We start from the raw sequence: 14,417 nt of genomic DNA, 5'->3' as shown, positions 1-14,417 counted from the left end.
CCTCCTTATATTTCTTCATCCTTACCTAAAAGTTTTTTGAAAACAATGAGTCCTGACAGAACCAAGTATCTCCCCCTGCAGGACTCACATTATTATATTATCTAAAGGCGTCTATGAGTTCTTTTCCCATGATTGGTTCATATTCTGTATATACTGAGCTTACTTTTTGTTTGAAAGCTTCTATGTTTTCTTTTGTAACTGTTGTAATTGTCATTCCTCTTTCTTCGAACATCTTTAGTTGCTCATCTTCAGCTTGTCTATTAATTTCCACTTGATAATCACAAGCTTCTATAGCAGCTTCTTTAATAGCCTCCTGATGTTCTGGTTTTAAGGATTCAAATTTTGCCTTGTTCATTCCTAAAATAATTGAATCATAGGAGTAATTCCATACTGATAAATGATCTTGAACTTCATAGATTTTTGATGAAGTAATAATATCTGTTGGGTTTTCTTGACCGTCAATTGCTTTTTGCTGTAAAGCTGTAAATACTTCGGAGAAGTTCATAGCTATTGGGTCTGCACCTAATGCTTTATACAGAGAAATATACATTTTAATGCCAGGTACTCTTATTTTAAGACCGCTTATATCTTCGGGTGTATTAACTGCTTTTTTAGTGTTCGTTAGCTGTCTAAACCCGTTTTCTCCAAAACCAAGACCTACAACACCAATTTCATCTAATATTTCGTTTATAGCTTCTCCACCTTTTCCATTAAGCTTTGCATCTACAGTTTCATAATCGGGTAAAAGCCATGGCAAACTGATTACACCAAAACGCTCATCCATAATAGAATAGATAATATTAGAGTGAAAGCTAAGATCTGTAGCGCCATTTCTAAGCATTTCAATTCCTTTTCCTTGGTTACCACCAGAAAGCTGCTCATTTGGATATACTTTAATTTCTACTTCTCCATTAGTCTTCTCTTTTACTAGCTCGGCAAATTTTTGTGCTCCCTTTGTCCAAGTAGAACTGTCAGAACCAGTAACACTCATTTTTAGTCTTACTTTGTCCTTTTTTCCTCCGCCTCCAGAACTAGCAGTCTTTCCTCCACAGCCAACAAGTAATGAGCCTACTAACACCATAGAAGTTGCAACAGCAATTATTTTTTTAAACATAATTGTCCTCCTTTATTTTATTAGGTTTTTGAATTATCTTTATTATATCTTTATTTTAACCGTTTATCTTTGAATAAAGTGAAATAATGAAAAACCTGTTTCTTTATCGTACTTACGAATAAATTCGGCTTCTTCTACTGCCTGTATCATTACTTCTGCCGTAGCTAATATTTTATTTTCATTAGGGACGAAATGTCCCCCTATTATTCGTAGGTTTTTATCTCCCATCAACCCATGGAGATGAATTTGGAATTTACCATCTTCATCTTTCCCTACAATTCCTTGACAACATAACAACTCCAAAGGTCCATCGAAATGCGTAGGTTCGCTGTAGCCAATTCCCATACTATTGTCTTCATCAGGAATAGCATATACAATGCATCCTCTGGACAAACTCCCTAATACCGCTCCAACAACACCAAATTGAATGTTGTTTTCCTTGCACATTTGGTGGATTCCTTCCATTAAATCTACTCCAGGAAGAATTCTGCCTACAACTGTTTTGCTTTCATTAAGCACAATAGTTTGTGTTTTTTTCATGTTTCTATCTCCTAAAACATTTTTCGGATTCCTTCAACAATATCACTGGTTTTCATTTTGTATGCATCTTCCAATGGTGGTGAGAATGGAACTGGAACAAATGGTGCTCCGAAACGAAGGATTGGGGCATCAAGATAGTCTATAGCTTCTTCCGCTACAAAGGCTGAAATTTCCGCTCCAACTCCACCTTGTTTTACTGCTTCGTGAATGATAACTAATCTATGAGTCTTTTTAACAGACTCTAAAATTGTTTCTTTATCAAAAGGTGAAATAGTTCTTAAGTCTATTACTTCTGCCTCAATACCTTCCTTAGCTAAGATTTCAGCTGCTTCAAAGGCTTTTTTCATCATAATAGAGTAGGAGATAATCGTAACATCTTTTCCTTCTTTAGCTACATTAGCCTTTCCAATTGGCACGATATACTCTCCCTCTGGAACAGGACCTTTTTCTCTATAAAGAATTTTGTTTTCAAAATAAATAATTGGATTATCATCACGAATAGCTGCCTTTAATAACCCCTTTGCATCGGCTGGGTTAGAAGGAGCTACAACCTTTACCCCCGGCATATGAAGAAACCAAGCTTCAATACTTTGAGAGTGTTGTGCTGCTGCTCTGTTAGCAATTCCATCCGGGGCTCTTACAACTACAGGAACTGTACATTGTCCACCAAACATATAGCGAACCTTTGCCATTTGGTTAAATATTTCATCCATACAAACTCCCATAAAATCTGCAAAGTGCATATCTGCTACCGGTCTCATTCCTGCTAAAGCTGCTCCTACAGCCGCACCCATAATAGCGGTTTCGGAAATAGGAGTATCTCTTACCCTATCGGCTCCAAATTCATCTGCTAATCCTTTAAACTGTCCAAAAATTCCACCCTGTCTTGCTATATCTTCTCCCATTACAAATACGCGATTATCTCTTTTCATTTCCTCTGACATTGCTTCTAGAGTTGCCTGTGAAAATGTTATTTCTCTCATTGTTTAGCCACCTCCCTATACATATAAGTCATTAAATAATTCTTCTACTTCTGGATATGGACTGGTTCTAGCAAATTCTAAAGATTCTTCTATTGCCTTTTCTATTTCTGCTTTAATTGCTTCCATTTCCTTTTTAGTCAATAAATTATCATGTAATGCTCTTTTTTCAAAGTGCTTAATTGGATCGTTATTGTCGTATTGTTCTTTTACTTCTTCTTTTGTTCTATACATTTCTGGATCTCCTACATAGTGACCCTTAATTCTATAGGTTTTTGCTTCTAAGAAAGTAGGTCCTCCACCTTGTCTTGCCCTTTCTACTGCTTCTTTCATTCCTTCATAAACAGCAAAAACATCATTACCATCTACAATAATACTTGGCATACCATAACCTACGGCACGATCTGAAATATTTTCTACAGATGTTTGAGTAAGATGTGGTGTAGTAGATGCCCATTGGTTATTCTCACACACGAAAATAACTGGAAGTTTCCAAGCTGCAGCCATATTTGCTGCCTCGTGGAAAGTACCACGATTAGATGCACCATCTCCAAAGAATACAACAGATACATCTTTTCTATTTTGATATTCTATCGCCATAGCAGCACCTACTGCTAAGTTATAGCCTCCCCCTACTACACCGTTGGCTCCTAACATGCCTACGCTAAAGTCAGCAATGTGCATAGAACCACCTTTTCCTTTACAGAAACCTGTTTTCCTGCCAAAGATTTCCGCCATTGCTCTGTTTAAATCTGCTCCCTTTGCCAATGTATGCCCATGACCACGGTGAGTACTTTCGATATAGTCTGAGTTTGTTAAGTTAGCACAGACACCTGTGGCTATCGCCTCTTCTCCAATATATAAGTGGACGAAGCCTGGAATCTCTCCATCTAAAAATAGTTTCTCTACAGCTTCCTCAAAAAGTCTTATTTTCCACATGGTTCTGTAAAAATCTGATACGAGTTCTTTACTGAATTCTGCCAAAGCAGTCACACCTCCTCAAAATATTTCATAATTCGACATATTATATATGCACCCTTCATGCCAAAATATATAATTTTTTAAAAATTCATAAGCTTTCTTTTTGTTATGATGGTGTAACCCTTCAAATATTCAAGTTCTAAATATTTGTAATTTTTTATATTCTAATTTTTTAATATCATTCTGATAAATAAATATCTATCAAAAATTGAGCACTGCTCAATTATTTAGCATTAATATGCTAATTTTTTGAACAGTGCTCAATTATTTAACATTAATTATTAATCATCTATTGCATTCCATACTTTTTCATTTTGTTGTAAAGAGTATTGCGACTAACCTTTAATGCACTGGCTGTCTGGGATATATTCCCTTTAGTAATTAAAAGTGCTTTTTCAATGGCTTCCTTCTCTATTTCCTCTAAGCTTTCTATTCCCTTGCTTTCATCTACATCAATAGATCGCTTATCCTTACAATCCTCAGATTTTTTCTTTAAGCATTCAAGTATATTTTTAGAAATATCCTGCATACCAATAGTTGTTCCAGAGCATATATTAACTGCTCGTTCTATAGTGTTTTCCAACTCTCTAACATTACCTGGCCAATCATAATCCATTAAACAGTCCATAGCCTCTGGAGAAATGTCCTCTATACTACTTCCTATTTTCACATTTATTTTGCTAATAAAATGACAAACTAAAGCTTCTATATCTTCCTTCCTATCCCTTAGAGGAGGAGAAACAATGTTTAATACATTTAATCTATAATAAAGATCTTCCCTAAAGTTTCCTTTTCTGCATTCACTAAGCAAGTCCTTATTTGTGGCGCTAATAATGCGTACATCCACATCTAGTAGATCGCTTCCACCCACCCGCATAATTTGATTTTCCTGTAGCACCCTTAAAAGTTTAGCCTGCATATGTAGTGGCATATCACCAATCTCATCCAGAAAAATAGTACCACCATTAGCTAACTCAAATTTCCCTATTTGTCCATTTTTCAATGCACCAGTAAAGGCTCCCCCTTCATAACCAAAAAGTTCACTTTCAATTAATTCACTAGGAATAGCCGCACAGTTAATAGAAACTAAGCTCTCATTTTTTCTATTGCTTGCGTTGTGTATTGATTGAACTAGCAATTCTTTTCCTGTTCCACTTTCCCCGTAAATTAATACGTTAGAAGAGCTACGGGCAGCAATTTTAGATAATCTAATACACTCTTTCATTCTACTACTACTACCAATAATATCATCAAATGTAAACTTCCCATAGTTCCCAACTAGCTTTCTCATCATCGTATGAACTCGCTTAATCTTCCTAAAGTTATCTATGGCTCCTACTATGTTACCTTCCTCATCTCGAATAGGCATAGCGGTTTTAATAAAATGATATTTAACACCATTTTTGTTGTTTCTTACAATGAATTCCTTATCAACATATCCTTTTCCAGTATGAATTACATCTAATATTACTGGATCAAAGTCTACCAAGTCTTTAATAGGCTTCCCTAATGCACTTTCCTTGCATATTCCTAAAATATCAGCCCCGGTTTCGTTTATATAGGTTAGAATACCATGGTTATCTATTGTTAAAAACCCATCTGTAATACATTCGGCAATAGCACTTTGATATTTGGTTTTAAGCAGAATTTCTGCATTGGCTTTTTCAATTACTATTTGATTTTCAATGGCTTTTGCAGCAGCAGCTACCATCCCTAATGTATGAGGATGGGTATTCCACATATACCCTCTTACGTTTAATGCTCCAATAATCTTTCCTTCTTTTCTAATAGGTGCGGAAGAGCAAGTCCAATTTTTATATGCTGTACAGTAATGCTCCTCCCCCGAGATCTGAAGTGGCTTTCCTTCAAGGAGAGCAGTATTTACCGCTGTATTACCTACATATTTCTCATGCCACAAACAGCCTTTTTTAAAGTTGTCTCTGTCATCGGAGTCTTCAATAATCTCTTTATCCCCTATTACTTCTAAAAGGCACGCATTAGCATCTGTTAACATTACAGCAAAACCAGAATGTCTAACAAAGGAGTATAAGTTGTCCATAAAAGGCTTGGCAAAAGCAATTAACTCCATATTTTGTCTTAATGTTTTATCTAATTCATCTCCTTGATAGCATTTAGCAGTTTTTCTTTCATATGGACTAACACCTTTAGTTATACATCTTTCCCAGCCCCTTAGAACATAATCTTTTTGTACGATTACTGGGGTTTTCTTATCAACGAAATTTTCTGTCCCATCTATTGTTCTTTTATACTGTTTTTCCTGTAATACATACACTTTAAACACATCCTTCTTATATATTTAAAGCTTCAATCACTAATTGTGCCATTATTTTATTTCCCTCTATTGAGGGATGGACTCCATCAATGTACAAATTTTCTTTGCCAATTTTTTTAACAGGATCATAAAATTCATTAAAAAAATCTACTGTTTCAAATTTCATTAAATTACTAAAATTAAAAATCCACTCTCTTAATAAAATCAACTCTCTATTAACTCTTTCAAAATCATCAGTAAACTCAAAGTTTTCTCTAGCTATCGATGGCACCATAGGTGTATGTATACCAACAATAGGCTGGATTTTATAGTGATAGGCTTGATATATCATAGTAGCCAAATTAGAATATACTATAGGCATAGGTACATTAAAAATCAAATCATTGGCTCCACCCATTAATAATAGATGGGTTGGTTTCTCATCTAGAACATCCCGTCCAAATCTAGACACCATTCCACCTGTCGTATCTCCACATATACCTTTGTTTATAACCTTTATTTTTAAATTCTCCTCTAAAATTTGAGGCCAAGTATTATTTCTTGTCATTTTAAATCCAAAAGTTAAACTATCGCCAAGACAAACTAACTTCAATTTTGTCATCTCCCTAGGAATTTAGTTATCAAATAAACACATTAAAAATTCTTCTTCTGAAATCCTTCCTAAATACTTACCGACCGGGAAATCTTTTAACATCTCTTTTACTGATTCTTCATCATATCTTACACCTTTAAAATGTTCTTCTAACACCCCAATATCACCTGTACCAAAGAAATCTCCATATATTTTGCAATTGTCTATTAATCCATTCTCCACATGAAGCCTTACCTCTACACCGCCGCCAGCAAAGCGTTTGTAGCCCTTGTAGTTAAACTCAGGTGATCTACCAAAGTTCCATTCCCAGGTACCATATCTCTCATCTACCATTTGCTGTATAGCTTTTTTATCTTCTTCAGTTAGCTCATACTTTTCAATAGGCTTATTTTCATATTCAAATATATTTTTAAGTATTAAGTCTCTAAACTCTAATACATCAATATCTTCTTTTACATAGGGTTTAATGTTTGTAACTCGGCTGGCTACCGACTTTACCCCCTTAGATTCAATTTTATCTCTTTTAACATTTAATGCATTTGATAGTACATCTAACTGAGAATTAAAAAGTAAAGTTCCGTGATTTAACACCCTACCCTTTATTACACTTTGTGCAATACCAGAAAACTTCTTCCCATCGATTGTAATATCATTTCTACCCGATAGTTCGCATGGTATTCCTAACTTTTCTAATGCCCTTAATACCGGAATGGTATAGGTTTTAAAATCAATTTCCCCGATATCTCCAGCCTTTGTAATGAAAGAGAAGTTTAGGTTTCCAAGGTCGTGATAAACTGCACCTCCACCTGTAATTCTACGAACAACATGAACATTATTTTCCTTTACAAATTCCATATTAATTTCTTCAACTGAATTTTGATTTTTTCCTATAATTATTGAAGGCTCGTTTCTCCATAATAAAACATAACCGTCTTCTAATTCTAAATTTTTAAAAACATATTCTTCAAAAGCTAAGTTATAACGTGGGTCTGTTGAATGATTTTCAATATACTTCATCTAGTTATCTCTCCCTTTAATTTTGAATTTTATATATATTTATGTACTGAATAATATCTTCTATATTTTCTTAAAATTATAACAGACACTATATGCTTTTTCAATGACAAATGGATTTAGCCTTGTAATGAAGCATTATTTTACTAAAATACTCCACAAGTACATGTTTTTTGCATAAAAAAAACCATGATAAAAAATTCTCATGGTTTTATGATTTGTATAATATATTATTTTAAGCCGTGCACCTCAATTTGACTCGTCTTCATAAGCGTTACCTAAATAGTTAACTCAAATTAGGCTTCCCTGCGGCACACGAAAGGGATCACTTACCGCTGCTTCCTTCCGGACCTGACGGGATTCATGACTTTTCGTTGCGTAGGACCCAATTCTCATCGCCACTTGTTTAGGCCAGCCCTACAAAGTGCGAGCCTCCAAGAGGATTTCAACCCTGCTATAGCGGATTGCAGGTTACAAGGCACCGCTACCTCCCCGTCTAGCACAGCAAACTTTTAAACTTTCTAATGGCGGAGAGAGCGGGACTCGAACCCGCGGGGCCTTTCGGCCTTACACGCTTTCCAGGCGTGCCCCTTAGCCAACTCGGACATCTCTCCATATTTTAATTACCCAAATCTTTGATTTAGTGTAAGTGTAGTACTCAGCGCTAACTCAGTTTCATTGTTAATGCTTTTCTCTTAAAGACCTGAAAAAATTCTTCATTAATTGAGAGCACTCTTCTTCTAAAACCCCAGTTTGAATCTCTGTTTGATGATTAAACTTAGGATTATTTAAAAGATTTAATATAGACCCACATGCGCCAGCCTTAGCATCCATCGCACCTATTACAACTTTTTTAATTCTACTCTGTAAAATAGCTCCTGCACACATAGGACAGGGTTCTATAGTAACATATAAAGTGCAATCTGTCAACCTCCATCCCCCTAATAAGTTACATGCATCTTGAATCGCAATTAACTCTGCATGGGATATGGCATTTTTAGAGATTTCTCTTAAATTATGGGCACGCGCTATTACTTTATTTTGTTTAACGATAATAGCCCCTATAGGCACCTCTTTTTTATTAAATGCTTTCTTGGCTTCCTCTATAGCTAGCAGCATAAATTTTTCTTCCAATATTATTGAGCCTCCATATTGTAAATGGTCCACCTAAGAGGAATCCAACATCCCACATAGGGTTTAGGAATCTAGACCTTCAAATGAATATACCCTTGAAAATGCTATATTCGCTTAATTTAAAGTTGGTCAATATTTTTATCAAAAATCCTAAAAAATACAGTAGTAAAAATTTTAAGCACTGTTCTATTATAACTTATTCTATGAAATTTGTCTATATTTCTCCTTATTATATCAGGATAAACTAATAAATTAACATTTTTAGGTAATAGTTGTTTTAAAATAAAAAAATGTGTAAGTCATAAATTCCATACTCCAAAATCGTTTTATAGATTTTAGTGATTGAACCTAATATTCATCAAATCCTAAAGAGGTTTTATGATATCTATAACTTACTTCTATATTCCAATTAAGTAGAATAACTGCATTTTCTAAGTCGTTAAGCTTTCCTTCATATCTATAGATATAGTAAGTATCTTTATCTACTGTAACCGTATAGGTTTCGGACTTACTTAATGCGTGTAACATTACTTTTGCTGATGTATACCAAGAATCAATTAAAAGATAATTAACATCAGTAACAGGAACAAATTCATCGATGAAATCCATTGCAAGCTCTTTAAAATTATCACATTTGGTCATCTTATGCTTTTATTTTGCTATTTTTAGGAAATGTAATTATTGGCTAATATGCCAATCCATTTTGTGCTATTTTACTGCACAACTCAAGTTATATAGTTTAAATTTCTTGATACCTAATATATTATATAATGTTTTTTTATTTCCGATTGTGATATTGGCAATTTGCAATAAAATTTTAAAAATATGTATCTAATTCAAAAATGTAAACTATCCAAGGATTTCCTCAAATATTGTTTTTAATATTTCTTCTGGAATTTGTTGATTATGGAAAATCTGTAGCATACCTTTAGGAGTTATCTTGTATTCTAACAAGTCATCTCTATGAGAAGTAACAGTTCTTGCCTCAATATTAATATGATCCTTAAACGGAATAATACGAATAAAATTATCATCTACATAGAATGAAGGTAATTTAACCCACAGTTTTTCAACAATGTTATTAGAGGTGCTTTCGCAGATAAGTTTATGTAATATATAAAATCTTTGTTTTGTTGGCTCGTCAAATTTTTCTAGATAATCATATATATCTGTATTCATTTTAGACACTCCTTTAAATATCTAGTGTACATCCCTATATACTGATTAATTTAACTTATTTTATACATAGACTACATGTAAACTATGTAGTCCATATCTTATCATTTTAAATAATTTATTAGAGCCTTTAGTTCGTTATATATAAATATTCTGAAACAGACTAGGCATTATGGTACTCTAAATAATTAACCCTTTTTCCCGTTTTTATAGCATATCCTATTTCACTTTTTGTACTTTCACCTATGTATCCGTTTTTGTTAATGACATAAATTTCATCAGACATATCGATTTTTCTTTTATGTATATCGTCAAGCATTAGTTTAATTTCAGGAGTGATGACATCTCCAAATTCACCATCAGCATGTCCGAACAATCCTACTGAAATAACTATATTACCTTCTAGAGTTAATTGTTTTTGTACTTGCAAGAACTCGTCTTTAAACCTTGTGCTCCCACACAAAGTTATTACCTTATATTTTCCTACCATAATATCCCCTCCACATCTATTTCATCATAATCTACAACTGCGTACTTTATATTTTTTCATATAACTTCCCCCTCAAGATTTCTAATTGTTCTTTCAATTTTTTATTTTCTTCTTCAAGTTCTTTAATTTTTTTATCTTTAGCCATTATAATAATATCTTTAGATTTAGCTGTCTTATCATATTTGACTCTTTGGTTCATTTCTCTACTAACTTGCTTTTGCCTTAAATCTTCAATTCTCTCTCTGACTTCTTTGTTATTGTAGAAGAATGTCTTAGATACTCCACTGGCTGTCGCCACACTATTGAAATTAATTTTTTCTCCACTAAGAGAGAGTTCTCTAATGGCTTTATCAACCTTATCTAAAGTAATTTTTGTTTTTTCTTCTGCATATTTCTTCAATCCTTTAGTATTGTCAGTCATTACACCACAGCCTCCCTTGAAGTTCCATTTTTATGAAGTATTTTTTGTTCCCTAACTCTTTCGAGTGTATCTTCAAGTAATTTTAAGTATGTTTTATTCTTTTCTGACCAAAGCTCTCTACCACATCTTTCGCTAATTTCTATTTGCTTTTTAACATTGTCAATTTCTTCCTCATATTCAGGTATATTTTCAACTGTAGTACAGAAACTCGCACAAGTTTAGCAATGGTTTATTTGTTGTTTACAAGGCAATTTAGAAGGCTTAAAACATACACCGGAAGGTACTCTTACAGCATCCAAATTCTTTTTTACATACTCATATCTTATTAGATTTTCACCATCATCAGAATCTAAGTCTACTTGTTCGAGTTCATTAGTTTCAGTATTAACCCTAAATAAATCTAAATCCTCTGTATTCTTCCATTTCTCATAGAGTGTATTTTCCGTTACTGTTGCATAATGAACTGTCATTTGAAGGCTCTGATGACCTAATATATGTTGTATAATGCTAATTCCCATACCCTGCTCTACATATTCTTTAGCTCTTGTATGCCTTAATGAATGGAGTCTAAAATGGTATAACTCATGGTTGGCATCTCTTATATCTTTTTGTATAATAAGTCTTTTAATTGTGAGTAATAAAGCCTGTTTACTCAATGGCTTTCCTTTTAATTTACCTTCATAAGTATTAAATAATACCTATTAATTTAATATCATTTTATTTACACTTTTAAATTCTTCTTTTTCACATTGATTCCTTCCTTTAAACTTAATTTCTAATATATTAAGCAGAGGAAATGTCTGGTAAAACTGATGGAGGCAAGTAATATCTATAAAAGCATACTCGAAATTTGTCGAATAATGTCTTTTTTTGTATTGACAACAGAAGTTCTTTATGGGATAATTTTTATAATTTAAAATAGTCCCATAAAATAACAAAACAATAAGAGTATATACTAGTAGTATCAATCCTGATGAGATTAAAGTTGCAAATAGCAAAATAAAATCCAATAATAAAAATGAAACTTCAAGCAAAATACTAACCACTTACCAAATGCGATGGAACATTGAATTAATGTTTTATCAGCATAAATTCTTTTGGTCTTTCAGTCACTATATGGTCAGAAACAAAGATACAATCGAAAGATATGTTAACCTATTGGCTATTACATATACTTTTACTTGTCTACTACCTTTCCTAGACAGAAAATATGCCCAGTATCAATTTAAAAGTCCTCAGCTAGTAAAAAGGGGCTGTAGGCGAACAAATTACTAAAGAATTAATATTTGATAGTTTCGTATCTAGCATCGAAGGTGCCGAAATTTATTCCACAATTAAAAAAGCTGTACAGGGCTTCCTTGATAAGGATCAGGTAGCTTAATTAAACTCGTAAACTGGTAAACTGGTGTATTTAAATATAGACTTAATAAATATAGAATGAGGAGTTGTATACAATGGAAAAGAATCGAACGGATAGAAGTATATCTAAGGAAATTGCTTTATATGTCAGTATATTTGTAATTTTTATTTGTGTTGTCATTGGAGGTGTTTCGATTTTCATGAGTCGTTCTTCAATGATTCGACAAGCAGAAACATCCCTTAGCATGATAACTGAGTTAAGTTCAGAAACAATCCACATTGCGATAAAAGATGACCTTTTAATTCTTCAAGAAGTAGCCAATAGAGCTCGTGTACGAACAATGGATTTTTCACTACAAGAAGAATCAATAAAAGCAGATATTGAGCGTCTAGGATATCTAGATATGGCAATCGTAAATCTTAAAGGTGAAGCACACTATATACTAGACGATAATACTACTGACTTGTCCGATCGTGATTATGTAAAAAAAGCCTTAAGCGGGGAACCGAATATTTCAGATGTAATTGTAAGTAAAGTAACGAACTCTGCAGTATTGATGTATGCGGTTCCAATAACAGATGAGAATAATGTAGTAGGAGCACTCATTGCAAGAAAAGATGGCAATGCATTATTCGATATCATAGGCGAGAGGAGATACGGTGAATCAGGCTATACATATATCCTAAATACCAATGGAGTTACTGTAACACATCCAAATAAGGATTATGTAATGGATCAATTTACACCAATAGAAGCTGCTAAAACGGATTCTTCCCTGGAGGATTTAGCAAGAGCTGTTAGCGAAATGTTAATGAATAAATCTGGACTTAATAAATATAGCTTTAATAATGAAGAAATGTATAATGCCTACACATCAATTGAAGGTACTCCTTGGATTTTTGTCAGTGCAGTCTCTCAAAATGAAGTTTTATCCGATGCTAGCACTCTAACAAAAACATTATTATTTATATTAGCATTTGTACTTATCATATCAATTTTAGCTTCATTTATCATAGGAAAAACATTGGCAAAACCGATTCTAAATCTTACAGAGATTGTTGATAAAAAATCAAATCTAGACTTTAGTACTATAGATCAAGGTACAATTCAAACCATTGTGAAAAGAAAAGATGAAATTGCAACAATGGCTTTTTCATTACAAAGTATGTCCCAAAATGTTAGAGATTTAATAGTACAGGTAGCAGAAACTTCTCAGCAAGTCTCAGCTACATCCGAAGAGCTAACAGCCACATCTCAGCAGACTGCAACAGCATCTCAGGAAGTTGCTCAAACAATTATAGATATAGCAGAAGGGGCAACGAAGCAAGCGAACAATACACTTGAAGTTTCAACTGTTTTAGAAAACTTAAGCTTAGAAATTGAAAAAAACCTTGAGAGAACAGGAAATCTTTCGGAAGCTTTCAACAAAATCAATGAACATGTAAGCTCTGGACTTAAGGCTATTGAATTGCTTAATACAAATACGAAAGAAAATAATGCAGCTGCTGATATTGTGTTTAATAGCATATTAAAAACAAATGAAAGCTCGTCAAAAATTAGTGAAGCCAGCAACCTGATTCTCAGCATTGCAGATCAGACAAATCTTCTTGCTTTAAATGCTTCGATCGAAGCAGCAAGAGCAGGCGAACACGGAAGAGGCTTTGCTGTTGTCGCAGATGAAATTCGTAAACTAGCTGAGCAATCTAGAAATTCTACAGAAATAATTAATCAAATTGTAAAAAATCTGTTGGATGATGCTGAAATGGCAGTTATGAAAATGAAAGAGGCAAATGCTCTCGTTAAACACCAAGAACAAAGTGTAGGCTTAACCGGAAATACATTTGACTTAATAACAGATGCAATTAAAGATTCTGAAAAATTAGTTAGAGCAATAGATGATTCTAGTAAAAAAATGAAACAGAGTAATGATAATGTATCAAATAATATCAGTATGCTTTCTGTAGTAGCTGAGCAAAATGCAGCCTCTACTGAGGAAGCATCTGCTACAATAGAGGAACAGACAGCATCGGCAGAAGAAATTGCTAGCGCAAGTGAAGATTTAGCAGAAATGGCTCAATCTCTGCAAGAACTAATTCTCAGATTTAAGGTATAGGCTTAGATATTTTATAATATACAACCATAACCTCTGTAATTTCAAAAAAGGTCATCCTTTAAAAATCTTCTAAAGGATGACCTTTTATATTATCTGATTTTTAATGTCTTCTTTAGCTTGCAAACTTTCCTGCTCATTATTTTTATATGTGATAAATTATTATAGGTCTAATAGCATTACTTGCCTATCTAAAGAAAAGATATCTCTTA

13 protein-coding genes, 1 tRNA gene, 1 other RNA gene and 1 pseudogene are annotated in these 14,417 nt (G+C 33.5%); 1 reads left to right on the top strand and 15 read right to left on the bottom strand.

The window, feature by feature from the left end; translation table 11 throughout:
* Positions 1–97: 97 nt before the first annotated feature.
* From HYG84_RS05515 to HYG84_RS20615, 15 genes and pseudogenes are all read right to left on the bottom strand, one after another.
* Positions 98–1,114 (bottom strand): DctP family TRAP transporter solute-binding subunit, encoded by a 1,017-nt coding sequence (locus HYG84_RS05515; protein ID WP_212381115.1) that lies wholly within the window; start codon positions 1,112–1,114, stop codon positions 98–100.
* A 63-nt stretch (positions 1,115–1,177) separates the two neighbouring features.
* On the bottom strand, positions 1,178–1,654 hold the full coding sequence (locus tag HYG84_RS05510) for a PPC domain-containing DNA-binding protein (RefSeq protein ID WP_212381113.1): 477 nt from the start codon (positions 1,652–1,654) through the stop codon (positions 1,178–1,180).
* Positions 1,655–1,665: 11 nt separating this feature from the next.
* Positions 1,666–2,637 (bottom strand): alpha-ketoacid dehydrogenase subunit beta, encoded by a 972-nt coding sequence (locus tag HYG84_RS05505; RefSeq protein ID WP_212381111.1) that lies wholly within the window; start codon positions 2,635–2,637, stop codon positions 1,666–1,668.
* Positions 2,638–2,652: 15 nt separating this feature from the next.
* Positions 2,653–3,618: a thiamine pyrophosphate-dependent dehydrogenase E1 component subunit alpha gene (locus HYG84_RS05500; RefSeq protein WP_305829065.1), complete on the bottom strand. Its 966-nt coding sequence runs from the start codon at positions 3,616–3,618 to the stop codon at positions 2,653–2,655.
* 286 nt (positions 3,619–3,904) lie between these two features.
* Entirely contained in the window at positions 3,905–5,908 is a 2,004-nt protein-coding gene (locus tag HYG84_RS05495) for a sigma-54-dependent Fis family transcriptional regulator (RefSeq protein WP_212381109.1), read from the bottom strand.
* A 16-nt stretch (positions 5,909–5,924) separates the two neighbouring features.
* Positions 5,925–6,500: a GDSL-type esterase/lipase family protein gene (locus HYG84_RS05490; RefSeq protein WP_212381107.1), complete on the bottom strand. Its 576-nt coding sequence runs from the start codon at positions 6,498–6,500 to the stop codon at positions 5,925–5,927.
* Positions 6,501–6,521: 21 nt separating this feature from the next.
* Positions 6,522–7,517, bottom strand: coding sequence for a lipoate--protein ligase (locus tag HYG84_RS05485; RefSeq protein ID WP_212381105.1), 996 nt, complete (start codon positions 7,515–7,517; stop codon positions 6,522–6,524).
* A 237-nt stretch (positions 7,518–7,754) separates the two neighbouring features.
* Positions 7,755–8,019: signal recognition particle sRNA large type (ffs, locus tag HYG84_RS05480), an RNA gene on the bottom strand.
* Between the two features lie 20 nt (positions 8,020–8,039).
* Positions 8,040–8,128: transfer RNA gene (locus HYG84_RS05475), tRNA-Ser, on the bottom strand.
* A gap of 67 nt (positions 8,129–8,195) precedes the next feature.
* Positions 8,196–8,648, bottom strand: a complete 453-nt coding sequence (tadA, locus tag HYG84_RS05470) for a tRNA adenosine(34) deaminase TadA (protein ID WP_330655587.1) — start codon at positions 8,646–8,648, stop codon at positions 8,196–8,198.
* A gap of 288 nt (positions 8,649–8,936) precedes the next feature.
* A pseudogene (locus HYG84_RS05465) lies at positions 8,937–9,275 on the bottom strand (IS701 family transposase); the annotation flags it as partial.
* Positions 9,276–9,497: 222 nt separating this feature from the next.
* Positions 9,498–9,827, bottom strand: coding sequence for a DUF1801 domain-containing protein (locus HYG84_RS05460; RefSeq protein ID WP_212381104.1), 330 nt, complete (start codon positions 9,825–9,827; stop codon positions 9,498–9,500).
* Positions 9,828–9,987: 160 nt separating this feature from the next.
* Positions 9,988–10,314, bottom strand: coding sequence for a hypothetical protein (locus tag HYG84_RS05455; protein ID WP_212381103.1), 327 nt, complete (start codon positions 10,312–10,314; stop codon positions 9,988–9,990).
* Between the two features lie 46 nt (positions 10,315–10,360).
* Positions 10,361–10,735 carry a DUF6262 family protein gene (locus HYG84_RS05450; RefSeq protein ID WP_212381102.1) on the bottom strand — a complete coding sequence of 125 codons (375 nt, stop codon included), beginning with the start codon at positions 10,733–10,735 and terminating at the stop codon, positions 10,361–10,363.
* 218 nt (positions 10,736–10,953) lie between these two features.
* Positions 10,954–11,391 carry a tyrosine-type recombinase/integrase gene (locus tag HYG84_RS20615; protein WP_330655586.1) on the bottom strand — a complete coding sequence of 146 codons (438 nt, stop codon included), beginning with the start codon at positions 11,389–11,391 and terminating at the stop codon, positions 10,954–10,956.
* Positions 11,392–12,189: 798 nt separating this feature from the next.
* Between HYG84_RS20615 and HYG84_RS05440 the strand changes: the two genes are divergently transcribed.
* Positions 12,190–14,208 carry a methyl-accepting chemotaxis protein gene (locus tag HYG84_RS05440; RefSeq protein ID WP_212381101.1) on the top strand — a complete coding sequence of 673 codons (2,019 nt, stop codon included), beginning with the start codon at positions 12,190–12,192 and terminating at the stop codon, positions 14,206–14,208.
* Positions 14,209–14,417 lie beyond the last annotated feature (209 nt).

This window comes from Alkaliphilus sp. B6464 (genome assembly GCF_018141165.1).
GTDB lineage: Bacteria > Bacillota > Clostridia > Peptostreptococcales > Natronincolaceae > Alkaliphilus_B.
Note: the sequence above shows the minus strand (reverse complement) of the source record. Positions and strands in the feature narration are given on the sequence as shown.

What these genes read in the sequence shown, in the direction of transcription:
- HYG84_RS05505 (WP_212381111.1), bottom strand. Translation starts at nt 2,637, where the DNA reads ATGAGAGAAATAACATTTTCACAGGCAACTCTAGAAGCAATGTCAGAG.
- HYG84_RS05450 (WP_212381102.1), bottom strand. Translation starts at nt 10,735, where the DNA reads ATGACTGACAATACTAAAGGATTGAAGAAATATGCAGAAGAAAAAACA.
- HYG84_RS05510 (WP_212381113.1), bottom strand. Translation starts at nt 1,654, where the DNA reads ATGAAAAAAACACAAACTATTGTGCTTAATGAAAGCAAAACAGTTGTA.
- HYG84_RS05460 (WP_212381104.1), bottom strand. Translation starts at nt 9,827, where the DNA reads ATGAATACAGATATATATGATTATCTAGAAAAATTTGACGAGCCAACA.
- HYG84_RS05485 (WP_212381105.1), bottom strand. Translation starts at nt 7,517, where the DNA reads ATGAAGTATATTGAAAATCATTCAACAGACCCACGTTATAACTTAGCT.
- HYG84_RS05455 (WP_212381103.1), bottom strand. Translation starts at nt 10,314, where the DNA reads ATGGTAGGAAAATATAAGGTAATAACTTTGTGTGGGAGCACAAGGTTT.
- HYG84_RS05440 (WP_212381101.1), top strand. Translation starts at nt 12,190, where the DNA reads ATGGAAAAGAATCGAACGGATAGAAGTATATCTAAGGAAATTGCTTTA.
- HYG84_RS05515 (WP_212381115.1), bottom strand. Translation starts at nt 1,114, where the DNA reads ATGTTTAAAAAAATAATTGCTGTTGCAACTTCTATGGTGTTAGTAGGC.